Source organism: Peribacillus sp. SIMBA_075 (assembly GCF_046534585.1).
In genome coordinates, this window is record NZ_JAWRYN010000020.1 from 19822 (window position 1) to 45898 (window position 26077).

Below are 26077 nucleotides of genomic sequence, written 5' to 3' on the forward strand. Positions count from 1 at the left end.
GTTTTTTGTTTTAATAGGTCTACCTTCTAACCAACTCAGTAATGTCATTGTCTTCGTTAAAAATCACTTGGTTTTATAAGGAAATCCATACTAGAACCCATTTCCCTATTGCTGGATCCATACATATGCAGCAACTGTGGATGTCCAATCAGGTTCTTTCTTGAAATCTGAATTTAGAATTGAGAAACTTCAACTCTTTAAGAAATTAGTTTCTTTGGTATGTAAGTATACTTTTATTATAATGTTCATAGTTTTATTCCTACATTCTGAGATATATTTGGAAGATGTTAATACTATTTTGGAAACTGGACCATTTCAATATAATCATCTGTAACAAACTCATAATTATGATAATCGAAATCTTCCCAGTTTATATCTTCAAATGAATTTCGAGTTAGTGTAATTTTTAGACATTTTTATCTGATGTGTTTCCTATTGAATCCTAATAGGGAGTTGCCAAAATAGAGCAGCTTCTTCTACGTCTCCATTTTCAAACAAACTTTGAAATACTTGATTGTTATCTTCTAATAATCCATTGGCTGTCATCTTAGCAGTGAGGTTTTCACTACCGGAAAGTGTAAGGATAACAATTTTATCGTCTTTAATATCGGTTCCCATATGCTCGTTGACCACTAAATTGAGGATTAAAGTCATTATCTTCGGTAGGGTGATTTGTTATGTCATCTTCTAAGCTAACTGAAGAGTTTCAACGATTTTCCCGTCTTTACCAGTCCCTACTGGAATACCTGCCTGAATATTCACTGTCCTTGACATTTCTTTCAACTGGGGAATTACTTTCATTAAAGGCTGTTTTTTTAATGAAGTAAATCTTTTTGTTTTTGGTTCAATTTTGTAATTGGTAACCAAATGAAAATATTTGTTTTTATGTGAATAAGTCGAAAATATATAAAGGTGAACAAAACCTTGTATATTTTCGACTTTATGCAAAAGTACCAGTTTATCATTTACAACTGTACTTGAACTTAGGCTCTGTCTGAATATAAAAAGCATTTCTTACTTGTGCACTCCAATTTGCAAAGGCTGATCTCCATTCAGGAGTGCTAAAGAATTGATCTACAGTTTGAGTTTCAGAATGCCAAACTATAAATAGGTTGAGTGGGGCAATTCCTCCTGCCCAAATTCCATTATTTGCGTCAGTATCTTCTTCCCTTACTAATAATAAGGGTAGACCAAATTGAAAAGCCATTGAAGGTTCTACTTGTGAATAAACTGATCCTTCCCAGAACGGAGTGGATGGTGGAAGAGGTCCCTCATTGACGCCAACTGTCTTAATTTGAAAACGACGGAGGTTTACTGCCAACATTCCATAGCTTGATGAAACTAACCGACGAATATCGGTTAAAATGGATTCGGGATAACTTTCGCTTAAAGGTAATGTACGTGGAAAAAGCAAAGCATTCTCAATCTCAAAAATTAGACGGTTTAGAAACTGTTGTTGGTTATCATTTAAATGAGTTGTCGTACTTAAAAATATGGGAATACGATAAGCACGGTCAATACACTCTTGGTGTGCCGATCCTATTTTTGCTTCATCTTTGCGTAAAAAGCTATGCTCATTTTTACTCACTTTCACTTCATCCTTGCGTGAAGAGCTATCCTTTTTTTTGCTCACTTTCACTTCATCCTTGCGTGAAGAGCTATCCTTATTTTTACTCACTTTCTCATCTCCTTTTTTTAATACTATTTAGAAAAGGAATAAGCTAGCTTGGACATAGTTGCCTTGATGGCAACCTTTTAGCCTTTAAGGCTAGTATTTTATCTTTTGGTTCTTTCTTTTTCCCTTTTGTTTTGATTCACCTCGAGATTTCACCTAATTTACCACGCTCTATTTGGATACATTTGGTGCCACTGTTGCCAAGTATTGTGAGGCTAATTATTTATTCTTCATAGTTTATGTATTTTAGTTTTTAAAGAGCTTATCTCTACTAAATATAGGCGGTTTGCTGTTTTACAAATCAATTCTGATGTAGACTCAGAAAGCTTTGACCTATAGAGTTATCCGAAATTAATGATTGAAGAAATTGGAAAAAAAGGGGGGGTTAAAAACCTTCTTCATATCGGGTGCTTAGTTCCATAGGTTGCACTAAAGAAGACCACAATAATAAGTGGTTTCTTTTTATTTGTTCAAAAACAACATTAATGTTTATCAAAGACTAACTTAAAAAATGAAGGGATGTTTTGAAATGGCAAATTTAAAACGTAACATGATCGAATTGGTAAAAGAAGTGAAGGAAGGTGAAATTGAAACGGTAAAGTATCTCACACCTGTAAGGATAATCCCTTCTCATTAGTGAAGGGATTGATTTGATATTTGTACCTTGTTTAAGGTAAAGGGAATTGATACTGATATTATTCGTGAAGACTTGCTGGAAGAGATGGAGTGAAACATAATGCCTTTCATGATGCTACGGTAATTAAGGACTATTATGAGGAAATAAATAATCGGAGCTTAAAAAAAGATGACCCCGGATTACATTGCCGAAGTCATCTTTTAGCAGCAGCCTTGAATCTTTAATTAAGCTGTGGATAACACCACGAGTTCCGCCACCGCCTATATTTTGGTTTAAATTTGCCCAATCTTAAATAATTCACCAGCATACGATAAAACCATGTTCTAAAAAACAAATGATTTTATGATAAGGAGTGGAATATTATGAGCAGGGACTCGAAAAGGGATTTATGCAGTGAGTTTGCAAGGATTCTTGACGGTGATGCAAGTTTAATGAATGGAGTATGTCTGGTTCAAAGATTTAGAGACATCCCCTTTAGAATACTTGGAAGGCGAACTAATTCACCGTTAGTAAACCCTCAATTTTTCAGCTTTGAGAATTTAGATAGTAAAGGAAATGCACTAAATCTAGGGGAAACAGTACTACTCCAAGAAGAGATAAATCCATTGTTAACAGAATTAAGAAAAAGGGATATTATTGTAACAGCAGTTCATAATCACTGGTTGTTTGAAAATCCTAGAGCCATGTATATGCATTTTGAATCAATCGAACCACCACTGGAATTTGCTCGGAAAATTCGAGAAGCATTCAAGGTCTTAAGAGATTAAGTTGAAAAAAATTTAATCAGTAGATGATATAAGTTAATGTCTTATGGAACGGGTGTTTCGGTCTATAAAGATTCAAAAGACCGTTTGAAGTGTACCCTTTGTAAAGGACATTTTTAAAAAAGCTAGGCAACTTGAAGGAGATGCTGTCTGTATTTTGCAGGGGGCATTCTTTTTAGGTTCCAATGCCCTCGATAATCGTTGTAATAGATCATATAACTTTTTACTGATGGAGGATTGAATGAATAATGCCTGGGCACTATAACTTTGAAAGGAGTGTGCTAATGAAAAAACAAAATCGCTCATCTGTTGAACCTACAATTGCAGAAGGAATTAATACAGAAGATGAATTGAAAAGAGATGCTACTAAAGAAGAGATTGACAAAGGCGATTACACGGAAGTAACTACTTTGTCTTTTGATGAGAACGATCCTAGTTAAACACCGTTTCCCGCGGTGTTTTTATTTTGGGTAAGAAAGGTGAGTTCATAAAGAGTCGAAGAGTTAGGACTTTAGATTTATTTAACCAGGCCTCTAAATTAATGTTACTTTCATGGCAAATCCTATGTTTAGTCAGCCAAGGAGCCCATATGCTGAAGAACTGTTCGACACAATTATGGATGAATATTGGATCTGTTATTGGATGAACCCGTTATTGATATCAGTTATATGGTCAATTACTTTTGTGAAATGAGAGAGAAATACGGGCTAAATACTATTGTTGGAGATACGTTCCGTCTGGATATTGTAAAACAAGCATTAGAAGAAGCGGGGTTCAAAGTTTTATATATACAAAACCCTCATGCAATCTATGCAAAACTTGCTCCTAGAATTGAAATCCAGTTTGCCTAAAAACGTATTATTTTTGGAGATAATCCATGAGGTGAACACAAATAACATTGTTGTAAAAGTTAAAAATGATGGAAGTAAAGACTTTGTCAAAAAAGATGAAGTTAGAAGAAAGACAGATGGATTTTCAGCTTTTGTCTGCGCTCTGTGGCAAGCTGATCAAATACTAGTTGATGATGTGGACTTTTTAGTGTTTGATATAGAATATTAATAGGCTCTGTAAAAGGATGATGTTGATTATCTTGTTGAACTTTCGGGGTAGGTTAGTTGCATAATGGATCTGGAAAACTAAAGAAATTATACTCTTAAACATAAACAACGAATTTATCGGAGGAGAAATATGGAATTATTTGTTGGGATAGCTCTTATACTTATTGTATTTTTTTCTTCAAGTATTATTGAAAAAAGATTAAAGAATATAGAAAAACAAAACAATCGTGTAATAGAAATTTTAGAAGAAATTAGAGATAAGAAATAAATGTTCTTTAACTAACAGTTTTCTCTTATGGCACAAACGGGGCAGGTTAGTGGAAGAAGGAAATTCCAATCTCTGAATTTTTCTTCATAGTATTAACTCTCAATTCATACAATTTATAATCTTTAAAATTATGTAATGGGAGTGGAATACATGGGATCTAGAGAGTTAACAGGACGAGTAATTTTCAAAGGAGACCCTGGCTATAAAGAAGCCATTAAGAATTGGAACCCTTATGTTGATACTTTGCCTCTTGTCTTTGTTTTTGCACAAAATACCCTCGATGTAAGTAATGCCATTAAATGGGCTCGTAAGAATAATGTACCCGTGCGTGTTAGAAGTGGTCGACATGCTCTTGATAAGAACCTCTCAGTAGTAAAGGGAGGAATTGTTATTGATGTAAGTGACATGCAAAAAGTTCACTTAAATAAAAAAAAGGCAATTGCAACCGTCCAAACAGGAATTCACGTAGGCCCGCTTGTAAAAGGATTAGCTCGAAAAGGTTTTATGGCTCCGTTTGGAGACAGTCCAACCGTTGGCATCGGAGGAATTACGATGGGCGGTGGATTTGGAGTGCTCTCACGATCGATTGGTCTTATAAGTGATAACCTCCTCGCACTGAAAACGGTGGATGCAAAAGGCAGGATTATTCAAGCAAATAAGGACTTAAATAAGGATTTATTTTGGGCTTCTAGAGGCGGAGGAGGAGGTAATTTTGGATATAATACCGAATACACGTTTAAAGTTCGTCGTGCCCCTAAAACTGCAACCGTCTTCAATATCATTTGGCCGTGGGAACAATTGGAAACGGTATTTAAAGCTTGGCAAAAATGGGCGCCGTTTGTTGACGAACGATTAGGGTGCATACTTGAGATTTTTAGCAAATTAAATGGTTTGTGTCATGCAGAAGGAATTTTCCAGGGTTCAAAAAATGAGCTGATTAAATTATTGGAACCTTTAACAAATGTTGGAACCCCAACACAAATAGTTATAGAAACATTATCCTATCCAGACGCTATAGATTTCTTAGACCCTGACGAACCAATCCCTGGTAGATCTGATCAGAATGTTAAATTCTCCTCGGCTTGGGGACTTAATCTTTGGACGGAAAGACCCATTTTCATCATGAGACAATTTTTGGAAGAAGCCACTGGGACAGAATCCAGTTTCTTTTTTATAAATTGGGGTGGTGCTTTAAGCAGGGTACCTAGCAACAAAACAGCCTTCTTTTGGCGTGATCCATTGTTTTATGTGGAATGGACTGCTAGTTGGGAAAATAAATCACAAGAAGCTATGAATCTTGCATCAGTTGAAAGAGTACGTCAGCTGATAAAACCATATGTAACCGGTTCATATGTTAATGTTCCAGACCAAAATATTGAAAATTTTGGAGAAGCATATTACGGCTCAAACTTTGCAAGGCTTCAAAAAGTAAAGGCAAAATATGATCCCAAAAATTTATTTCATTTTCCACAGAGCATACCACCGTCTTTTTAAATAGTTTATTCGTTGTGTAAAACAAGATAAAATCCCTGCGTCTTGAGCTGCACCTCATTTGTTAGACCCATCTAACAAATGAGGTGCAGTTTTTGTTCTCTTTTTATTCGAAAATCAGCATTTATGGATTAACAAAGCCTTTTTAAAAAGGAGGTGAGATATTGGGAAAGGTGAAATTAAAAGGCATGAGCCCAGTAGATTACCGGGTTCATGCCCTCCATAATAGTGGGTATGGAACCTACAGGACATTACTGGATTAACCTATCAAAATGGCTGGTTAAACACGAGGTATTTAATAAAGAGAATCGTGACAATACTCAATCAAAAAGTGCCAGGGACGGCGTGGAGATGTGCATCAAGTTGGCAAATGTGGAGTGAAAACTGACTCCTTTATTTAACTATGCCTTCACGAAGCCAAAAAGATCTTATCGCATTTCAAATACCCGGAAATCCAATTACAAGGGTTATGAAATCCTGCGAACAAGTGAGCATTCGAGAGATATTTGTATCAAATTGACGGAGTTTAATATGATCTTGAAATCTCATATTAATATAGGGGGTTTTTGTGAAAATAAACAGATTAAATGGAAAAAAGTTGATTTTAAATCATATTGTGGGTTAATAGGTATATGAGCTGCTTTCGAGGGGATGAAGCGGTGCATCAGTTTACTGTATGGTATTTTTTTGTACTCTTCCTATTTTAATTATAGCATATAAAAAATGGATAATATAGACTATTTATTCCCATTTACTACTGGTAAAATCAATAGAACATTAATGGTTAGGAGAGATGTAGAATGAGTTCTTTGGCTCTCGGTTTTCAGGAAATAGAAAAAACACAGCTTTTGCTCGTTGGCGGAAAAGGGTTAAATTTAGGGGAATTGTCAAAAATTGAAGGAATACAAGTACCAGAAGGATTTTGTGTTACAACAGTGGGATATCAAGAAGCCATCGAACAAAACAAAACGTATCATGCTTTGTTGGATCGACTCACAATGTTAAAAGTAGAAGAACGAGAGCAAATTGGTGAAATCAGCAGGAGGATTCGACAAATCATTATGGAAGTAGAAATTCCTTCCGATGTTGTGAAAGCAGTTACTCACTATCTCTCCCAGTTTGGCGAGGAACATGCTTATGCAGTGCGTTCTAGTGCGACTGCTGAAGATCTACCACATGCCTCTTTTGCCGGTCAACAAGACACCTATTTAAATATTATCGGCGTCGATGCCATCATGCAGCATATTAGCAAATGTTGGGCGTCCCTGTTTACGGATCGTGCGGTAATCTACCGTATGCAAAATGGATTTGACCACAGTCAAGTTTATTTATCCGTTATCGTTCAAAGGATGGTTTTCCCACAGGCTTCAGGGATTTTATTTACCGCTGATCCGATTACTTCTAACCGAAAGCTGCTATCGATCGATGCCAGTTTTGGACTTGGAGAAGCACTGGTCTCTGGCTTGGTATCTGCCGATTGTTATAAAGTACAGGAAGATGAAATCGTCGATAAGAGGATCGCAACCAAAAAGTTGGCTATCTATGGACTAAAAAAAGGCGGAACGGAGACCCAGCAGATCGATCCCGATCAGCAAAAGACGCAAACACTTACTGAACAACAAATTTTACAACTGGCACGCATCGGAAGACAGATCGAAGCTTATTTTGGTTGCCCGCAAGATATCGAATGGGGTTTGGTTAATGATACATTTTATATTGTCCAGAGTCGGCCAATCACTACTTTATACCCGATCCCTGAAGCGAATGATCAAGAAAATCACGTTTACGTATCTGTCGGTCATCAACAAATGATGACCGATCCCATGAATCCACTGGGATTGTCTTTTTTCCTGTTAACGACTAATGCACCCATGCGTAAAGCTGGTGGAAGGTTGTTTGTTGATGTCACACATATGCTGGCTTCACCTGGCAGCAGAAAAATGTTATTAGATGGCATGGGACAACACGATCCGCTCATGAAAGACGCACTCATTTCCATAATAGAGCGAGGAGATTTCATAAAATCTTTACCAAATGATAGGCAAGAACAGAGTTCCGGTAAAAGCAATAAAGGGGTGTCGTCTGCGGATTCTAGGGGACAAATCGAAAACGACCCGACCATCGTTTCTGATTTGATTAAGAGCAATCAAACATCGATAGAAGAGTTAAAACAAAACATCCAAACGAAATCAGGATCAGATTTATTTGATTTTATTCTGGAAGATATCCAAGAATTAAAGAAGATTTTATTTGACCCACAAAGTTCAGCTGTGTTTATGGCTGCTATGGATGCTTCATCATGGATCAATGAAAAAATGAACGAGTGGTTAGGTGAAAAAAACGCAGCAGATACGCTTTCTCAGTCTGTGCCAAACAATATTACTTCGGAAATGGGTCTGGCGCTATTGGATGTCGCAGATGTGATTCGTCCTTATCCAGAAGTAATTGATTATTTACAACATGTAAAAGATGATAACTTTTTGGATGAACTGGTTAAGTTTGATGGTGGACAGGAAACCCAAGACGCTATCCATGATTATCTCAGCAAATACGGAATGCGATGTACCGGAGAAATCGATATTACTAAAACTCGTTGGAGCGAAAAACCAACTACACTTGTCCCTGTGATTCTTGGTAATATCAAAAACTTTGAGCCTAATGCCAGCAATCAGAAATTTGAGCAAGGGCAACAGGAAGCTTTGAAAAAAGAACAAGAGTTATTAGATCGATTGAAACAACTACCGGATGGTAAACGAAAAGCCGAAGAGACCAAACGAATGATCAGCCTAATCCGGAATTTCATCGGTTATCGAGAATATCCAAAATACGGCATGGTTAATCGCTACTTCGTTTATAAGCAGGCTTTGATGAAAGAAGCCGAACAGCTCGTACAAGCCAAAGTCATTCGTGAAAAAGAAGATATATACTACCTCACTTTTGAAGAACTTCATGAAGTCATACGCACAAATAAATTGAATTACCAGATCATCAGCAAACGAAGAGAAGAGTACAAATTCTATGAAAAACTAACTCCACCACGTGTTATCACGTCTAATGGTGAAATCATTGTAGGTGAGTACAAACGAGAAAATCTCCCAGCCGAAGCTATAGTAGGTCTGCCTGTTTCTTCCGGAGTTATTGAGGGACGTGCGCGTGTCATCTTAAACATGGAAGATGCTGATCTAGAAGAGGGAGATATATTGGTCACCTCCTTTACTGACCCTAGCTGGACACCATTATTTGTATCCATAAAGGGCTTAGTCACCGAAGTTGGTGGACTGATGACCCATGGAGCAGTTATCGCACGTGAATATGGCTTACCAGCGGTTGTAGGGGTGGAAAATGCCACCAAGATAATAAGAGACGGGCAACGAATTCGCGTGCATGGAACAGAAGGGTATATCGAAATAATATAAGTGGTGAATACTTCCATATTTAATCAGTAGCACCGCACCAGTGGTTACCAGAGTGGTGACTTACAATCTTACCATTGGGACCAAAAGTTGAAGCCAACTTTATCGGTGGTGCATACTTACAAATGATAGTTACCGATCCAACGCCACTCGAAACATCAATATGGCCGATTTTCCAAATGTGGAGATTGGCTTTTTATATATAATTTTGTGAACGCTATAATTTAAACTAAATGGAGTGTTAGTTCCATAGGGCATAAAGGAAGACCACAATAAGTGGTTTCTTTTATTTGTTCAAAAATCAACATTTCTCTAGTCTTATTTAGGAAAGGAATTTTTTTCTGTCTCTTATGAGATTCTGATGAGTACAATTCGTGATAGAGGGCTGGTTAAATGGCAAGCAGCATTAATTATGCCAGAACTATATGACTCGTGAATTACTCAAAAAAGGATTTATCTAACCTGTGAAAGGGTGAAGGCTTATGAACGGACAAAGATATAAAGCTTTCTGTCCATCCTGTACATTTACAGTGTTTTCAGGAAACACTTAGCCTAAATAATTATAAAGTCAAATGTACGTGTGGGTGTCATTTTGTTTTAGATATTAACTTTACAGAAAGGATTAAAAATATGGTCTTACGTTAAAGAGCCGAACTTGAAAAAGATTTTTATAAGAATGAACTGTTTGAAAATGGGATATTTCAAAACGTCCCAAGGAAAGCAACTCTGAGAACTCGTTTTATGACCTTGAGTGCATTTACCATAGAGAAAAAAAGCGAAGTTGATATATGACCAACCAATCAAAAGGAACGCCACTTGAGTATATCTTATCTACTCGCCTTGATGCTTCTTGGAAATTAGACGGAACCAAATTATCTGGACTAAAACCGCAATAACTACACCTACTAGAGTATCCGTCATTCTATCTATGGCATAATGTTTCGTTTGGTGTTCAAGTACAAAAACAAATAATATCGTGAGTGCGACTTGATGAATTACTGTTTTGTCAAATTTTAACCACTTCGTGATAAAACATCCTAAAAGAATTAATAGTCCTAAACTCCATCCATTTATACTCATATGTCTTGCAATGAGCACAATGACGGAAATACCAATCATGGTTCCAATTACACGTTGTATGGATCGTTGGACCGTTTTGTCCATTGTTGATTGAAGGCATAGGATGACCGTGAGTGGAGCTAGGTAAGGATGAGCGGAACCCAATAGTTTTGATAATTCCCAGGACAGTGCTGAACCTATTGCCATTTTCCATATTAGTATTGAAAAGTTCTTATTTGGCACTTCGTGTTTTTTTGTTTTCATATTTACCTCGGGATAATACTCTACTTTTTTATAGAATCCTTCTTATGGTGAATTTCTATGTATATGGATTAATTGTTTTTCTATGTAGTTGAATAAGTAAGGAACTATTGATTATGTTGCTACACAGTTCGTTGATGAAGAACAGGAGGTATAGAAGTTGAGATGCATGGGGAATGAAAGGCTTGTGACGGTGGATTTTTTATCCAGCAATTATAGATGGAAATAAGGTTTGTTCATCATACGCTGCTGAAGAGGAGCAGCAAAGGTTTTAGTTGAAGATGATGAATGAAATGCTGTTAGAAAGCATGTCTAATACTAATGCTATAGTGAGTTAAAATATTAGATATTGCCCAAATGAATTAATTGACAATGAAGAAAATGGAGTTTTAGTTCAATATAGGATTGCAAGCAGAAACGATGATATCTATGTTCAATCACCCGAATACAACCCTAGCGATGGGAACAGCTGGTTTAAAAAAGGTAGTAAAGGAAATTCAACAAGAAATTTATGAAGATTCTTGGGAGGTTTTGTCAGGTCAGCACTTGAAAATCGTCAATTGAAAATTAAAAACCTGCAATTAGTCAAAAGGATTGATACCGAAATTATAAAAAAACAGTCAAGTTCATTCTGAACTGACCCAGGATTCGAATGGCGGGTCTTTTGGTTTATAAGTTCCATAGGGGTGCACTAAAAAAGACCACAATAATGAACTGCACCCCAATTGTTAGGCACCATCGCGGTAAAAAACCGGCTAGCTATCAATTGCTTCGTACGAGCTCTATGCCAATAGCTGAATGTGGACTTATTTTTCATGCTGAAGATCAGCTGCCCTTCAAATATCAAGATCAATGGTTCTCCGTATGGGTAGGGTCTGAACTTCCATCTAATAGAGCAGGATCTATAATGATTCTTGGGTAAATGGCTTCTTTTTTCAAATTGATATGCTTTGATAAAGCGTGATCCAAATGATACATTACCTTCGCTTTCATTTTTCCCCTCGTTTTGAGCAACAAAGTTTTCAATAGTTTTTAAAGCTTTTAGAAGGTCTTCAAAATATTTGGATCTTCTTTGCTTTTTGCAACTAAATTACTAAATCCTTAGATATCTAAAAAGGCACTCAAACAATTCGTATATTGTAGTTGCTGCTCATTTAGGTATCCTTTCTCCATAGAAATCTCCTCGTTTTTCATAAAATTTCATGGGTTGGGAATATATTGTTATCCCCTTTATAAGTATAATCTCAACAACTTGTTACATCTCTTCCTCAATCCTGTATTTAAATAATTTCTCATTGTAAACAAAAAGAACCTTCTCTTGGGAGTTTACATAAGCTAAATCAAATAAAGAATTGAGGGGGAATTACTAAAAATGTATGGTTTAATAAATGATGATATAAATGTAAATGATTTAAGAAGAATTGGTTTTGGTGGAGGGCACTTTGGAGGTTTTGGGAGACCATTTGGATTTGGAAGACCGTTTGGATTTGGAAGGCCATTTGGTTTTGGAAGACCGTTTGGTTTTGGCTTTCCTTTTCTAGGAGGGCTTGCTGCAGGAGCGTTGCTTGCAGGGCCATATTATGGTGGCTATGGATATGGTGGCTATGGGTATGATGGCTATGGATATCCAGGATATGCTCCATACCTATCCCCATATTCATACTACCCTTATTGAGAAAAGAAGTTAGTGGCTAAGAGCAAATATGAGAGAGCGGATATGAAATTGTACAGATACTTCTAATTTTAAAGCCCTTATCTTTAAAGTGGGGCTTAATTTTTATTAAAAAGGTAAACATTTCCTTGACCCGGAGAAACAATTTTTGCCCATGAAGCAAAGTCTTCATATTCATGATCTGGATTTTGCGTAAATAGATTATAAGCAATACGCAAAGTTAATTGATCCTTCTCGGCTAAATGTTCAACAACTTTGTAATCATCAGGATAATTTTGGAATCCGCCACCTGCGTCAATGGCACTTGTAATACCTAATCTATTTAATTCGCGCATAAAATGGCGAGTAGAGTTAATCTGGTCGTCAATATTAAGTACTGGAGCTCTACCCAAACTTGAATATAGAATAGAAGCGTTAGGATTGGCAATTAAAAGACCCGTTGGATTACCTCGTTTATCTCGCTGAATTAAACAGCCCGGAGGATCTGGGGTATCTTTTGTGTATCCCAATGCACGCAACCCTGCACGATTTACAAGTGCTCTATCATAAAGATGTAGCACAAAGACAGGTGTGTCTTCAGAAACAGCATTAATCTCTTCCAAAGTTGGCATCCGTCTTTCTTTAAATTGAAATTCAGACCAACCTCCAACTACTCTTACCCACTGGGGAGCAGGTGTACGCCTTGCCTGCTCTCTAAGCATTTCCAGAGCAATAGCAAGTGATGGCACACCTTCCCAGCGCAATTCCATATTATAATGAAGACCGCCACGAATAACGTGTATATGAGAGTCATTCAAGCCCGGAATAGCTCTCTTTCTTTTAAGGTCTATTTTTTTGGTATTTTCTGTGGCACTATCAAGAAGCTCATCTCCACCTACTGCAGTGATTAAACCATCAGTTATGGCGATAGCCGATACCTCAGGTTGAGATGGGTCAAGGGTAGTGATTTTTCCGTTATATAAGATCATATCCGGTAAATTCATGTTCACACCTCGTCTACTTCCTATTATTCTGTAACCATGGATGAAATATTTTACCGAGAATCGGCATTACTACCCATGATAGCAAGGACACTATACATACTGAAACAAAAAAAGCTGACATAATAGGAATCATATTTTTTATAAAAGGTCCTACCACTTTAGGAACCAACATGCTAAGAGGCCATACACCAAGAACGGTAACAATGGACATTTTCCATTGTTGCGGTGGAACTGGCATTTTCGGAGTAACAAACCAATAAGCCAAACTGCTTTCAGTTTTGTACGTTGGATTAGTAGCTTGAAATAGTTCTGCCTTTTTTAACAAATCTCGACGAATATCTGATTCTTGCCAAGCACGAAGATGCTCATAAATATCAAAGCGAAAAACAACAGTATACTCTCTGGATCCGTTATTGGGGACTATTAGATTTACGCCTAAATGCCCTGGAAATTTAGTAGCGGCAGCTTCGATTTCATGTCTCCACGTTTCAAACTGTTTTTCTCTACCTTCTTGAATTTCCCATGTAACAATCGTTGTTACTGGACCACCAGCATCCATAGTGTTCCCTGTATGAGTTTCTCCGACAATTACTCTTTCCTGATTCATATTTTCCTGCTTGGAGGCGCGCCATGTACCATAGTATATGCGTATTCCACACCTTGACCATAAGCACCAGTGTGTTCTTTTACAATTTCCATAACAGCATCATAAGTGTCTTTGCGTGCCCAGTCACGTTGGTATTCAAGTAAAACTTGAATTGCTGTCACTGGAATTGCTCCAGCTTGTTCTACACGACGCATAGCAGCGTTATGTGCTGTCAAACTAGTACCACCTGAAGCATCATCAACTGCATAAACTTCATAGCCAGCTTTAATTGCTTCAAGCACAGGGAATGCAAGGCAAACTTCAGTCCAAAGTGCTGCAAATATCAATTTTTTTCTATCTGTTGCTTTAACTGCCTCAACAAATTTTAAATCTTCCCAAGAGTTCATTGAACTACGTTCTATAATTTCATGGTTTGGAAATATGTCAAGAATTTGTGGCCAAAAATAACCAGAAAAGCTTTGTGTTTCAACTGTAGTAAGAATAGTAGGTACGTTAAAAGCTTTTGCTGATTTAGCAAGCAGCATAACGTTATTCATTAATGTTTGTCTGTCAATGCTTGCAACTCCAAAAGTCATTTGAGGCTGAAAATCGATCAAAATTAATGCACTGTTCTCCGGAGTTAACAATTCTAAATTACTCATATAAAACACTCCTTTTTTAAAATAAAGTTTTTTGAAACAATATTAATATTTATTTAAAGGCAATTATTAGTTTCAGCTGTAATCGTAAAAATAAAAGCCTTGCTATACTTCTTATTTAAAAAGTAGCGCTAATTAAATCAGCGCTACTTTTATGCTATCCACTTTTAAAAAAAGTGATTTATAGCTAAATAAATTTATGCATTTTGTTTACTAAGATCTCGCTGAGCTCCCATATAGCTTCCAATTACATTTTGATAGCCTGGAAGATTACTAGCAAGCAAATTGCCAAAACCTTCGACATCGTTGCGCCAATCGCGTTGTAGTTCGCATGCTACGCTAAACCAGTTCATAAGTTGCACGCCATTATGTGCCATACGCGTATTGGCAGCTTCTGCAACTTGTTTACTGAAAGTTCCTGAAGCATCAGTAACAGCAAATACTTCATACCCAGCTTTTATAGCGGAAAGTGCCGGGAAAGCAACGCAAACATCCGTAACTACGCCCGCGATAATAAGTTGTTTTTTTCCAGTTTTTTTGATTGCATTTACAAAATCATCATTATCCCATGCGTTAATTTGTCCAGGACGAGCTATTTTTGGTGCATCAGGAAAAAGATCAACCAATTCTTGCATTAGTGGTCCATTAGGTCCGTTTTCAAAGCTTGTTGTTAAAATAACTGGTAAATCAAAAAACTTAGCAGTGTGAGCAAGAGCCAAAACATTGTTCTTAAATTCATCAACACCATAATCACGAACTAGTCCAGCCATAAGGCCAGTTTGATGATCCACTAAAAGAACGACAGCATCATCTTTGGAAATACGAGAATAGAGATCAGACATTATGTATTCCTCCTAAAAATTAAGTAATCGAAGAAAGTTTAAATATTATAATAAATTCCTTCGTTTGTTACAATCGATTTATAACTAAACTGATTGTTAATATTAGTTTATCTATAAACTTATGACAAGTCAATAATTTCATTACAAGTCATAAAAAACCAATTGGATATTTTAAAAAAATGCTTCTATTTATCTAAAGCAGGAGTTTTATCTATCCAATTTATAAATTGTTGTAAATAACGCTGAAGATAACGTTTTGTCTTTTCGTCAGTAAGCACTTTCTGATCGGAATCAATCTTTTCATGTACTTGAGAAATCAGCACTTTTTGAAATGGAAGAACATGAACTTGCATAGTTTCTAGTATTTCTCTGATTTGCATCTGAGCATAAACAGTACCTAACCCCCCAGGAGTTGCTCCAATTAGGCCAACCGGTTTTCTGCTAAGAACAGCGGATTCCCGAGGTCTTGATGCCCAGTCCAATGCATTCTTTAATACGCCTGGAATTCCAGAATTGTACTCTGGACTTACAATAATGATACCGTCAACGTCTTGGATAGCAGATTTAAATGATGTCACTGTTTCTGGAACACTTATTTCTAAGTCTTCATTAAAAAAAGGTAGATTATTTATCTCGATCCAACGAAATTGATGGGAATCATCCATCTCTGTTAATGATTGAGCAATGATTCGATTATAAGAGTTTTTTCGTAAACTACCACAAATAAGGCCAATTGTCTTAGACATATATTTCCTCCCCTGTTAAAATCACCTCATCGTACCATAATATAGCAAAATGAAAAAAGTGGCTTTATGCCTAATCTCAAACTGTTTAATTTAATGAAGTGTTTATTACAAAAAATCTAGGATGTAAGGAATTCTCATTAGTTTTCTTATTATTGGCTAGTGTTTGCAGCTATGGCAAATAGACTATATCTATATTATTTTATTTTCCAATCACTTTATATTTCCAGCATACTAGTAACTATAAAAAAATTGGAGGGAGTGCAGAAATAGAAGAAAAGAAAGTCACCATAAATAGCTATCTGCTTCTCTGATTGAATAAAGGTGAATCTTCTTGCTATTTCAAATAGTAATCGCAAATTCAATATAGCTTCCTGGTGAAAACTTCAATAATGACAACCTTAACTATAACTATTTTCTCCTTCCGACCTATTTCATATGAATCATTGGAAATCATATATCATCAATATCACTTTTATATCAAAAATGTTGGGCGATACCCCTTTATTTAACCAAACTTAATAATGGATATAGTGAATAATTTTCAAGATTCTTTTTTTAATAAAATTAAAGATCAAATATTTATAGACAATAAAAAACTTCGCATAAAGGAAAAAACACCCTTAAAGTCGTATATACAATTATCGACAAATTGGCGATGCTTTTTTAAGGTTAGTGTCTAACCGGAATAAAAAGGGGAGTGAAAATAAAATGAGTAAAAAAACGATGGGTATTCACCACATTACTGCAATTGTTGGTCATCCTCAAGAGAATGTTGATTTCTATGCAGGTGTATTAGGTTTACGTTTAGTGAAAAAAACTGTCAATTTTGATGACCCAGGTACCTACCATCTTTATTTTGGTAATGAGGGTGGAAAACCAGGAACAATCATGACATTTTTTCCATGGGCAGGAGCTAGTCAAGGGAAAATTGGTGATGGTCAAGTAGGCGTTACATCTTATGTTGTTCCAAAAGGAGCTATAAAGTTCTGGAAAAAAAGACTGGAATCTTTCAATATTCCTTTTACTGTAAGGGAGCGCTTTAGCGAGGAATACTTGGAATTTGATGACCCACATGGGCTACACTTGGAAATTGTTGAAAGGGAAGAAGGCGAAGTAAATACATGGACCTTTGGCGGGGTGACATCTGAGGTAGCTATTAAAGGCTTTGGCGGTGCTACTTTATTATCGGCCTATCCTGACCAAACGGCTGTATTGTTAGAAAACATATTGGGACTAGAATTAATCGGCAAGGAAGGCGGCTTTGCACGTTACCGTTCTTCAGCAGAAATTGGCAATGTCATTGACTTAAAATTAACGCCAATTGGACGCGGGACAATGGGTGCTGGAACCGTACATCACATTGCATGGCGGGCAAAGGATGATCAAGACCAATTGGAATGGCAAAAATATGTTGAGGAAAACGGATATGAGGTAACTCCTGTACGAGATCGAAACTATTTTAATGCGATTTACTTTAAAGAACACGGGGAAATTCTCTTTGAGATTGCAACAGATCCTCCTGGATTTTCTCACGATGAATCTGAAGCGACGATGGGAGAAAAATTAATGTTGCCAGAGCAGTATGAACAGTTTAGAGAGCAGATTAAACAAAGTATTTTACCATTTGAGGTAAGAGAATTAAAGTTGTGAGCTGGTTAGCTGGTACAAATTATGCAAAATTAGGTGAGAGTTTTTCCATAGCGAGACTTAATTAATTTCTTAATCAAAGTAATGAAAAGAATGGGAATGGTGAGTTTGCAAAAAACAACAGGGATCCATCATATTACAGCAATGGTGAACGATGCCCAAAGAAGTATTGATTTTTATGCTGGCATACTGGGGTTAAGACTTGTAAAAAAGACGATAAACTTTGATCGTCCAGAGGTCTATCATCTTTATTTTGGAAATGAAACTGGTCAACCTGGGTCTGTTATAACTTTTTTTCCGTGGTCAAACCAGTTAAAAGGTCGAATTGGCACAGGACAGGTTGGAGTAACCAGTTTTATCATCCCAAATCAATCCATTGAATTTTGGGAAAATCGTTTGAAAAAATTTAGAATTAGGTTTATTCAATCCCTACGTTTTGGAGAAAAATATTTACAATTTCAAGATCCGGATGGTCTCGAAATTGAATTAGTGGAACGTAATGAAGGCCCAAAAAATAATTGGAGTTTTGGAGAAGTCGATTCAGAGGTCGCAATTAAAGGGTTTGGTGGGGCTATATTAATTTCAACTCAACCTAATAAAACTGCGGATGTGCTTGAAAACGTATTAGGGCTTGAATGTCTTGGGCAAGAAGCGAGCTTCCTTAGGTTTAAATCGGATGGTCAGTTTGGAAATACAATTGATATTAAGCTAACTCCTTCGGTTCGCGGGTTAAAAGGGGCCGGAACCGTTCACCATATCGCATGGAGGGCAAAGGATGACCAAGATCTTTTGAGATGGAGAACACTTCTTCAAGATAAGGAGTATTATCCGACTGAGATTCGTGATCGAAACTACTTCAATGCTGTGTATTTCCATGAACAAGGTGGTATTCTTTTTGAAATAGCGACCGATCCGCCAGGCTTTTCAGTTGATGAAGCTGTCGCTGAGCTTGGTAATAAACTGATGTTACCATCTTGGCTGGAGCCAAAACGAGAAGAATTAGAAGAAGCCTTACCTACTGTGGAAGTTCGTGTTCTGGAGGGAGACCAATCATGAAACATATATTTAATAAGGGTAAAGATTCAACGAAACCAACGTTATTATTACTGCATGGTACTGGCGGAAATGAATTAGATTTATTACCTATAGCGGGAAGAATTGATGACGGGGCATCAGTGCTAAGTGTCCGCGGAAATGTATTGGAAAATGGAATGCCTCGATTCTTCCGGAGATTAGCTGAAGGTGTATTCGATGAGGAAGATCTGATTTTCCGTACAAAAGAATTAAATGAGTTTCTTGATGAGTCTGCTGCAAAGTATAATTTTGATCGAGACAACATGATAGCTATTGGATACTCAAATGGAGCTAATATAGCTGCTAGTTTATTATTTCACTATCAAAATGCATTAAAGGGAGCCATTCTCCATCACCCGATGGTACCGAGAAAAGGAATTGTTCTTCCTGATTTGTCAGGAAAATCAGTCTTTATTGCTGCAGGTAAAAATGATCCTATATGTTCGCCGATGGAATCTACTGAACTTCAATCCTTATTTGAAAAGGCTAATGCAAAAATTGAAGTTCATTGGGAAAATAGTGGGCATCAATTGACTGTTGATGAAGTTGAAGCTGCGGCTTACTGGTATCGCAGGGCCTTTTAAAATTTGCAAGTGAAATCGACAAATAAGCCTTGATTTTAGGAACGGCTGTGATTCCTAATTCCCTTAATTGTAGATACCCCAATTGGAGTTGCTTAGAAATCACTTATTCGATTTTTCAGTTTTAATTTTTTTCAATGATTTACACACCTTGGTTTAAACAAATAAATTGTAATTAATATATTTTTTTCATAATTTTGCAATTTTAATAGTTGGGAATATAATAATCCCATAAACATTTTGTAAAAAAAGTATTTTAAATGTTTTGGATAAAGAGTTTTTTTGATCAGCTAAGCAAGAATATAGGGTTAATAAAGAAACTTCATGGGAGGAATTTTTATATGGCAAAATTTACTGTAGGTAATGAAAATCATGCTCCAATTGAACTTTATTATGAGGATCAGGGTTCAGGGAAACCCATTGTCTTAATACATGGTTGGCCTTTAAGTGGACGCTCTTGGGAATATCAGGTGCCAGCTCTTATTGAAGCAGGTTACAGAGTCATAACATATGATCGCCGAGGATTTGGAAAATCATCTCAGCCGTGGGAAGGATATGAATATGATACACTTGCTTCTGATTTACATAAACTGTTGGAACATTTAAATCTTCAAAATGCCACACTTGTTGGTTTTTCGATGGGTGGAGGTGAGGTAGCTCGGTACATTAGTTCGTATGGAACAGATCGTGTTGAAAAGGCTGTTTTTGCTGGAGCAGTTCCTCCTTATTTATACAAATCAGAGGATCATCCTGAAGGAGCATTAGATGATGCAACAATTGAAGAATTCAAAAGTGGCGTGATAAATGACCGCCTTGCATTTCTTGACAATTTTACAAAGGGATTTTTCGCGGCTGGTAATCAAACAGATTTAGTTAGTGAGCCATTCCGTTTATATAATCGGGATATTGCAGCTAGTGCCTCTCCTAAGGGAACGCTCGATTGTATAACGGCCTTTAGTAAGACAGATTTTAGAAAGGACTTGGAAAAGATCAATATTCCTACTCTTATTATTCACGGTGACTCTGATGCAACTGTACCTTTTGAGTTAAGTGGAAAACGTACATATGATTCCATTCCTGGTAGTAAACTCGCTCTAATAAAGGGTGGTCCGCATGGATTACACGCAACTCATCCAAAAGAATTTAATGAAGCGTTACTAACATTTTTAAAAGACTAATAAAGTAATGGTAGTTTTACTTAAATGAGAAAAGGCATTCATTGTTAATAATATCGTATGAATCAGGTGTTGAAGAACTCATTATCCGTATGCACTTTAGTTGAAAAAACAGCACAAAAGGATCTTCGTTTGGGGCTGTTGACAAATCCCCCTTTAAACAAAGAAAGATGAACATCTACTGAATGTAGTGTTTATCTTTTTTTTGTTTACTATATCTTGTGTCCGGTTATGAAATTCTTTAGTTTGTCAACAGTCCCGTTTGAAGATCCTTTTTCATTCCCATTTTCTCTTTAATTTTGATTAAATGAATAATCTTGTTTTTTCATTTTATAATTTACTCAATCTGATGTATTTTTATGGATTTGAAATAAAGTCTCGATGTTTTGTCTCTATAAAAAAGTTCCCTTCCTTAGAAAAAATTAAGGGTACTTAAATAAAAATAAGTTTCCAAAAACGAAGGTTTTTCCGGTACTTTTCCCGGCAGACCTTCGGTTTTTTTATGCCAATATCTGAAAAAATCCCAATCGTAAATTAATAAAATTCCGTTCCACACTGGAAAGAACTGAACGAAAACGGAGAGTCCAACTGGGCCAAAAAGATGGGTTGGGACTTTTGATAAAGGTGTGTTCATGTAATTTCCTCTTTCTACCGCCGCCTCTTTAAAATCAGTCAGATGTTTTTTCCCTCCTCTTTCGGGAGGTAAGAATGTTCGGTTTTACTACATAAATATAAAAGAAGTAAATAAAAATAAAAAATGGGTTGCACACAACAGCTACTTTGTAATACTATATAGTAGTACTCGGTAATGCTAAGTAGTTTGTTAGGAGGATATATGAAAGATTTAACTGAAATGCTTAAAGGTGTTCTTGAAGGGGTGGTGCTTCAAAAGATCCATGCTGGAGAAACTTACGGCTATGAAATTACCAAGTATCTAAACGATTTAGGATTTGGCGATATTGTGGAAGGAACTGTCTACACCATTCTTGTTCGAATCGAGAAAAAAGGGCTCGTCGAGATTGAGAAGATAAAGTCAGAGCTTGGACTTGCGAGAAAATTTTACACGCTAAACGCTAAAGGAGAACAAGAGTTAAAGGAATTTTGGGAGCGTTGGACATTCTTAGAAGAAAAAATGAATGAAATAAAGGAGAAAAGAAATGTTAAAAAAAATGATGCAAGAAAAAAGAGAATATCGTGCCTATAAAAAACGAGTGAATAAATTACCAGAAGAATACAGAAAGGCGATGAAAGCAATTGAAAAATACATGTGGAATTTTGCAAAGGGATCAGGCATGTTTGAGATTTTAAAAAATATTTTAGAGATGTTTGAGAATAGTGCTACGGATGGCTTAAGCGTACGAAAAGTAGTTGGAGATGGTATTGCCGAATTTGCCGACTCATTATTAGCAGAATTTCCAGAAGAAACATGGATGGATAAAATGAAAAAAAAATTAAGGGATTCAATTGAGTAAAGGAGAGAGAGCCATGAATTCAACAGTCCTTAACATCAAAAATGTAAAAAAGAGCTTTAAAGGGAATGAGGTTTTAAAGGATGTCAATATCACTTTGAAGCAAGGTTCCGTATATGCCTTATTAGGGGCGAACGGTGCTGGGAAAAGTACCCTATTAAAAATTGTTACCGGGTTACTAAATAGTGATGGAGGGAAAGTGACAATCCAAGACATAGATGTCGCTAACAATCCGGTGTTGGCACAAAAGTTATTTAGCTTTAGTTCCCAGAATACCACTGTTGACGGAGTACTCACTGGATACGAAAACCTTTATTTAATTGCTAAATTACGACACGAACGCAACCCGAGAAAAGTTGCCGAAAGTTTGTTAGAAAAGTTTGATCTGACTGAAGCCAAAGATAAAGCTGTTTCAAATTATTCAGGAGGAATGTGTCGTCGTCTTGACTTAGCCATGAGTTTAGTTGGGAATCCAGATATCATTTTTCTGGATGAACCTACTACTGGATTGGATCCGAATAGCAGGCAGGAGCTTTGGAATACGATTAAAGAAATGAAGTACCAAGGGAAAACCATCTTTTTAACGACTCAATATTTAGAAGAAGCAGATTATTTAGCCGATCAAATAGGCTTTTTACGAGAAGGGAAAATTGTTGCCAGCGGGACCCCAGATGAAATGAAACGAATTGCTGGAGTAGATAAATTACTTCTTGTATTTAATCGAAATCAAGACGCCGAGAAAGCTTTAAAACTTTTGGAATCTTATTCTCCGATCAAAAATGCAGACTTTGAGATTTCCATAGATTTAGATAAAGAAATTCAAACGACATTGAAAGTATTGAATGCCCTAACAACTGAAAAAATTGACCTCAAAACCTTCAAAATGACTACTCCAACCCTTGATGATGTATTTATGACACTTTCGAAAGGATGAAAATTATGAATGTTTTTCAAAATTTAAGTGATACATTAACGCTTGCAGATCGGATCATTAAACATAATATACGTAGTATCGACACGCTTCTTACGGTTGTCGCGATGCCGGTTATGATGTTATTGGGTATGGTTTTCATATTCGGCGGTGCCATTCAAATTGCTGGGGTGTCTGAAGATGAGTATATTAATTATATTCTTCCCGGAATTCTGTTAATGACGATTGCTACAGGATCTGCTTACACCTCGTTACGGATAAATTTAGACAAAACCTCAGGGATGTTTGACAGATTTAAGTCAATGCCCATAGCCAAATCATCTGTACTGGGGGGGCAGGTAATAGCTTCAGTTATTTTTATGTTAGTTTCAATAATGGTCGTATTAATAGTAGGATTTATAGCTGGATTTAGAAGTGATGCAACATTTGCTGAATGGCTACTTGTGGCACTATTGATCACTCTCTTTTCGCTAACATTAACGTGGATTTCAGTGCCATTTGGATTGGCTGCTAAAGGTATTGAAGGAGCAAGTTCTTTTTCATATATCTTAATAATGCTGCTTTTTGTCAGTTCTGCATTTGTTCCTGTCGAAGGAATGCCGAAGATCATCCGAATCTTTGCGGAAAATCAACCAATGACACCGATTATTCAAACTATTAGAAATCTGTTAGACTCGCAGCCTGTTGGAAATGATCTGTGGGTGTCGTTCGGTTGGATGGTGTTAATAATATTAATTTCATATATTTTTGGATTGAAGGTTTATAGAAGAGTTTAAAGAGTTGTTGCTGTAAAAAAGTAGTTATCTATTATAATTATTTTGTATCAAAGCAGCAAAAGAATATTCTGGAGGAACAAATGATTTTAAGGAAGAAAAAATGAACCCTTTGCTAGCATATATAGCAAAGGGCTTTCAAATTTATTGATTTAGTATCTTCTTCTTCTTTTATCTTGGCTTCTCAAGAATAAAGAAAACGAGACAGTATAGACAGGCCGTCGAGAAATGCAATAAAGGGGGAATATCACTATTTTATCCCCCCTTATTAATGACCCCATATGTTATTAATCAACCTTTTATAATTAGTTTAAATTAACTACAAAAAAAGTATAGAAAATCCAATAAATTTAAAGGTATTTTTAATTTCATCACCATGTCAAGTGGTTAATTGTACCTAACATAAGATGTCATCCGGGTTTTAATAGTTTTTATAAAATTAAGATAATTCCAAATATTCATGTAAATTAACTTTTATTAATCTATAATGAAGTCGATGGAAAAAATTGGGGGGGTATCGTATTGAAGAAAAAGTTTATTGTTCCTGCAGTTCTATCGTCAGCGTTGTTGGTAGGTTCTATCCCAGCCGGTAATGTATTTGCGAAGCCGGTTGATTCGATGGTGGCTAGTAGTGTACAAGCTTCTAAGTGGAATGAGAAGGCAAACGTTCCTGTTTTTGTGAAGGAGCGATTTGCTGAGAAATTCTCTTCTAGCAACACTTCCAATGCACTAAATTATTTAAAGAAGAACGAAGGTAAAACCGGAATTAAAAATCCAGATAAAAACCTAAAAGTAAAAGATTCACAAAAAGATAAACTCGGTATGACCCACGTTCGCTTTAATCAATCAATAAATGGTGTGAACGTAGAAGGATCCGAAGTTATTGTTCATTTTAATAAGAATAATGAAGTCGTATCCGTCAACGGAAGAGTAAATCAGACGATTGCCGATGATGCGGTGGACACGACTGCCTCCTTAAGCAGTGATGCAGCACTTAAGCAGGCACTATCATCTGTCAATGCCCCTGAAGAGCTAACGTATGAGCCAACTTCTGAGCTTGTAGTCTATCCTTTTGAAGGAAAGAATCATACAGCTTATAAAGTGAATGTTAACTTCATGGGAGATGAGCCTGGCAACTGGTTTGTCTTTGTGGATGCAAACACGGGAGAAATCATCGATAAGTATAATGGTTTAATGCATGCTGATGAAATGAAAACACAAAAAGGTGCTGGAAAAGGGGTACATGGTGCTCACAGGGAATTACATATTACCCAAGTGAAGGAACCTAAATCTGGAACTCAGTTTGCGTTAGCTGATTACTCTCATAATGGTCTTGATGGAATACTTACGTATGATGCTAAAAATGATAATAGTTCCAGTAATGATACTCTATATGTGGGGAATTCTGCTGCATTTATCGGCGATTATGATCGGGCTCTTGTCGATGCACACTATAATTCGGAAAAGGTATATGATTATTACCTTAATGAGCATGGCCGAAATTCTCTTGATGGTGAAGGAATGGCCATCATTTCTAAGGTACACTATGGCAATAATTACAACAATGCATCCTGGAATGGGCGTTGGATGACCTATGGGGATGGTGACGGTGAGTACTTTATTTCACTATCAGCCGGTCTTGACGTTGCTGCCCACGAAATGACTCATGGCGTCATCACTCATACAGCAAATTTAGTTTACCGCAATCAATCTGGAGCACTAAACGAATCATTTGCTGACGTCTTTGGTGCACTTGTTGACGATGATGATTGGGAAATGGGTGAGGATATTATGGCACCAGCTGCTAAAGCTGACGGTGTAACGAGATTGCGCAGCTTAAGTAATCCCAACAGTGTTGTAGTAAGTAATGCGGAAAGAGCTGCATATGGCAGTGGAGTCTATCCGGCTCATATGGATGAATTTTATCACATGCCAACTTCGGTAGATGGCGGCGGTGTCCATGTTAATTCCTCGATTACAAACCACGCTGCATATTTGATTGGTCAAGAAATTGGAAGGCACAAGTTAGGACAAATCTACTATCGTTCAATAAGCGTTTATTTAACGCCAAATTCCGATTTTAGTGACGCTCGTAAGGCTATTGTTCAGTCTGCAATTGATATTTATGGTGAAGGCAGCAAGGAAGAGGCTGCAGCTGCTGCCGGATTTGATTCGGTGGGAATTTACTAAGTATATAATTGGATCCGCCCGCAGGAATCAATATTTTTAGCGGATTTTAGAAGGATATTGAAGTGCGTTTTATGTTCCCCCAGAATAAGAGTTTGGGGGGATTTTTTGTTATGGTCTCACCAT

26 protein-coding genes and 2 pseudogenes are annotated in these 26077 nt (G+C 36.7%); 17 read left to right on the plus strand and 11 right to left on the minus strand.

Features of this window, described 5'->3' with window-relative positions:
* Window positions 1–432: 432 nt before the first annotated feature.
* The 3 genes from SB775_RS15460 to SB775_RS15470 form a co-directional block, all read right to left on the minus strand.
* Window positions 433–618, minus strand: a complete 186-nt coding sequence (locus SB775_RS15460; RefSeq protein ID WP_410862104.1) for a hypothetical protein — start codon at window positions 616–618, stop codon at window positions 433–435.
* A gap of 69 nt (window positions 619–687) precedes the next feature.
* A complete protein-coding gene (locus SB775_RS15465; protein ID WP_410862105.1) occupies window positions 688–948 on the minus strand; it encodes a hypothetical protein in 261 nt (86 codons plus the stop codon).
* Window positions 949–961: 13 nt separating this feature from the next.
* Complete coding sequence (locus tag SB775_RS15470) at window positions 962–1588, minus strand: hypothetical protein (RefSeq protein ID WP_410862140.1); 627 nt, start codon at window positions 1586–1588, stop codon at window positions 962–964.
* Between the two features lie 1086 nt (window positions 1589–2674).
* Here SB775_RS15470 and SB775_RS15475 point away from each other — a divergent pair.
* The 6 genes and pseudogenes from SB775_RS15475 (at window position 2675) to ppsA (ending at window position 9309) form a co-directional block, all read left to right on the plus strand.
* Window positions 2675–3079 carry a DUF1259 domain-containing protein gene (locus SB775_RS15475; protein ID WP_318687964.1) on the plus strand — a complete coding sequence of 135 codons (405 nt, stop codon included), beginning with the start codon at window positions 2675–2677 and terminating at the stop codon, window positions 3077–3079.
* A 281-nt stretch (window positions 3080–3360) separates the two neighbouring features.
* A complete protein-coding gene (locus SB775_RS15485) occupies window positions 3361–3516 on the plus strand; it encodes a hypothetical protein (RefSeq protein ID WP_318687962.1) in 156 nt (51 codons plus the stop codon).
* 195 nt (window positions 3517–3711) lie between these two features.
* A pseudogene (locus tag SB775_RS15490) lies at window positions 3712–4135 on the plus strand (terminase large subunit); the annotation flags it as partial.
* A gap of 129 nt (window positions 4136–4264) precedes the next feature.
* Window positions 4265–4402: a hypothetical protein gene (locus SB775_RS15495; RefSeq protein ID WP_167555975.1), complete on the plus strand. Its 138-nt coding sequence runs from the start codon at window positions 4265–4267 to the stop codon at window positions 4400–4402.
* Between the two features lie 150 nt (window positions 4403–4552).
* Window positions 4553–5896 carry an FAD-binding oxidoreductase gene (locus SB775_RS15500; protein WP_410862141.1) on the plus strand — a complete coding sequence of 448 codons (1344 nt, stop codon included), beginning with the start codon at window positions 4553–4555 and terminating at the stop codon, window positions 5894–5896.
* A gap of 797 nt (window positions 5897–6693) precedes the next feature.
* Entirely contained in the window at window positions 6694–9309 is a 2616-nt protein-coding gene (ppsA, locus tag SB775_RS15510; protein ID WP_410862107.1) for a phosphoenolpyruvate synthase, read from the plus strand.
* Between the two features lie 828 nt (window positions 9310–10137).
* On the opposite strand, the gene SB775_RS15515 is transcribed toward ppsA, so the two are convergent.
* A complete protein-coding gene (locus tag SB775_RS15515; RefSeq protein ID WP_410862108.1) occupies window positions 10138–10629 on the minus strand; it encodes an FUSC family protein in 492 nt (163 codons plus the stop codon).
* A gap of 417 nt (window positions 10630–11046) precedes the next feature.
* On the opposite strand from SB775_RS15515, the gene SB775_RS15520 reads away from it, so the two are divergent.
* Window positions 11047–11190: a hypothetical protein gene (locus SB775_RS15520; protein WP_410862109.1), complete on the plus strand. Its 144-nt coding sequence runs from the start codon at window positions 11047–11049 to the stop codon at window positions 11188–11190.
* A 285-nt stretch (window positions 11191–11475) separates the two neighbouring features.
* On the opposite strand, the gene SB775_RS15525 is transcribed toward SB775_RS15520, so the two are convergent.
* Window positions 11476–11619: a hypothetical protein gene (locus SB775_RS15525; protein WP_176432034.1), complete on the minus strand. Its 144-nt coding sequence runs from the start codon at window positions 11617–11619 to the stop codon at window positions 11476–11478.
* A gap of 379 nt (window positions 11620–11998) precedes the next feature.
* Here SB775_RS15525 and SB775_RS15530 point away from each other — a divergent pair, with 379 nt between their 5' ends.
* Window positions 11999–12301: a hypothetical protein gene (locus tag SB775_RS15530; protein ID WP_089364540.1), complete on the plus strand. Its 303-nt coding sequence runs from the start codon at window positions 11999–12001 to the stop codon at window positions 12299–12301.
* A 119-nt stretch (window positions 12302–12420) separates the two neighbouring features.
* Here the strand turns inward: SB775_RS15530 and SB775_RS15535 are convergent.
* The 5 genes and pseudogenes from SB775_RS15535 to SB775_RS15555 all read right to left on the minus strand — a co-directional run.
* Window positions 12421–13281 (minus strand): annotated as a pseudogene (locus SB775_RS15535) (amidohydrolase family protein); the annotation flags it as partial.
* Window positions 13282–13294: 13 nt separating this feature from the next.
* A complete protein-coding gene (locus tag SB775_RS15540) occupies window positions 13295–13888 on the minus strand; it encodes an antibiotic biosynthesis monooxygenase (protein WP_410862110.1) in 594 nt (197 codons plus the stop codon).
* A complete protein-coding gene (locus SB775_RS15545; protein WP_410862111.1) occupies window positions 13885–14529 on the minus strand; it encodes a hydrolase in 645 nt (214 codons plus the stop codon). Before SB775_RS15545 ends, SB775_RS15540 begins: the two co-directional genes overlap by 4 nt.
* A gap of 194 nt (window positions 14530–14723) precedes the next feature.
* The gene (ycaC, locus tag SB775_RS15550) at window positions 14724–15368 is read right to left on the minus strand and encodes an isochorismate family cysteine hydrolase YcaC (protein WP_410862112.1); all 645 of its coding nucleotides are present in this window, start codon (window positions 15366–15368) and stop codon (window positions 14724–14726) included.
* Between the two features lie 185 nt (window positions 15369–15553).
* Window positions 15554–16114: an NADPH-dependent FMN reductase gene (locus SB775_RS15555; protein WP_284471171.1), complete on the minus strand. Its 561-nt coding sequence runs from the start codon at window positions 16112–16114 to the stop codon at window positions 15554–15556.
* 708 nt (window positions 16115–16822) lie between these two features.
* On the opposite strand from SB775_RS15555, the gene SB775_RS15560 reads away from it, so the two are divergent.
* The 4 genes from SB775_RS15560 to SB775_RS15575 all read left to right on the plus strand — a co-directional run bounded on the left by SB775_RS15560 (window position 16823) and on the right by SB775_RS15575 (window position 20594).
* Window positions 16823–17764 (plus strand): ring-cleaving dioxygenase, encoded by a 942-nt coding sequence (locus SB775_RS15560; protein ID WP_410862113.1) that lies wholly within the window; start codon window positions 16823–16825, stop codon window positions 17762–17764.
* A gap of 96 nt (window positions 17765–17860) precedes the next feature.
* Window positions 17861–18817 (plus strand): ring-cleaving dioxygenase, encoded by a 957-nt coding sequence (locus tag SB775_RS15565; RefSeq protein WP_410862142.1) that lies wholly within the window; start codon window positions 17861–17863, stop codon window positions 18815–18817.
* A complete protein-coding gene (locus SB775_RS15570; protein ID WP_410862114.1) occupies window positions 18814–19419 on the plus strand; it encodes an alpha/beta hydrolase in 606 nt (201 codons plus the stop codon). Before SB775_RS15565 ends, SB775_RS15570 begins: the two co-directional genes overlap by 4 nt.
* 338 nt (window positions 19420–19757) lie before the next feature.
* A complete protein-coding gene (locus tag SB775_RS15575; RefSeq protein ID WP_410862115.1) occupies window positions 19758–20594 on the plus strand; it encodes an alpha/beta fold hydrolase in 837 nt (278 codons plus the stop codon).
* Window positions 20595–21003: 409 nt separating this feature from the next.
* On the opposite strand, the gene SB775_RS15580 is transcribed toward SB775_RS15575, so the two are convergent.
* Window positions 21004–21225, minus strand: a complete 222-nt coding sequence (locus SB775_RS15580; protein ID WP_061462561.1) for a hypothetical protein — start codon at window positions 21223–21225, stop codon at window positions 21004–21006.
* Between the two features lie 201 nt (window positions 21226–21426).
* Here SB775_RS15580 and SB775_RS15585 point away from each other — a divergent pair, with 201 nt between their 5' ends.
* The 5 genes from SB775_RS15585 (at window position 21427) to SB775_RS15605 (ending at window position 25954) form a co-directional block, all read left to right on the plus strand.
* Window positions 21427–21795, plus strand: coding sequence for a PadR family transcriptional regulator (locus SB775_RS15585; RefSeq protein WP_410862116.1), 369 nt, complete (start codon window positions 21427–21429; stop codon window positions 21793–21795).
* Complete coding sequence (locus SB775_RS15590; RefSeq protein ID WP_410862117.1) at window positions 21749–22063, plus strand: DUF1048 domain-containing protein; 315 nt, start codon at window positions 21749–21751, stop codon at window positions 22061–22063. Before SB775_RS15585 ends, SB775_RS15590 begins: the two co-directional genes overlap by 47 nt.
* 13 nt (window positions 22064–22076) lie before the next feature.
* On the plus strand, window positions 22077–22994 hold the full coding sequence (locus SB775_RS15595; protein WP_061462564.1) for an ABC transporter ATP-binding protein: 918 nt from the start codon (window positions 22077–22079) through the stop codon (window positions 22992–22994).
* A 5-nt stretch (window positions 22995–22999) separates the two neighbouring features.
* Entirely contained in the window at window positions 23000–23767 is a 768-nt protein-coding gene (locus SB775_RS15600) for an ABC transporter permease (protein WP_410862118.1), read from the plus strand.
* 519 nt (window positions 23768–24286) lie between these two features.
* Window positions 24287–25954, plus strand: a complete 1668-nt coding sequence (locus tag SB775_RS15605) for a M4 family metallopeptidase (protein WP_410862119.1) — start codon at window positions 24287–24289, stop codon at window positions 25952–25954.
* Window positions 25955–26077: the final 123 nt, after the last annotated feature.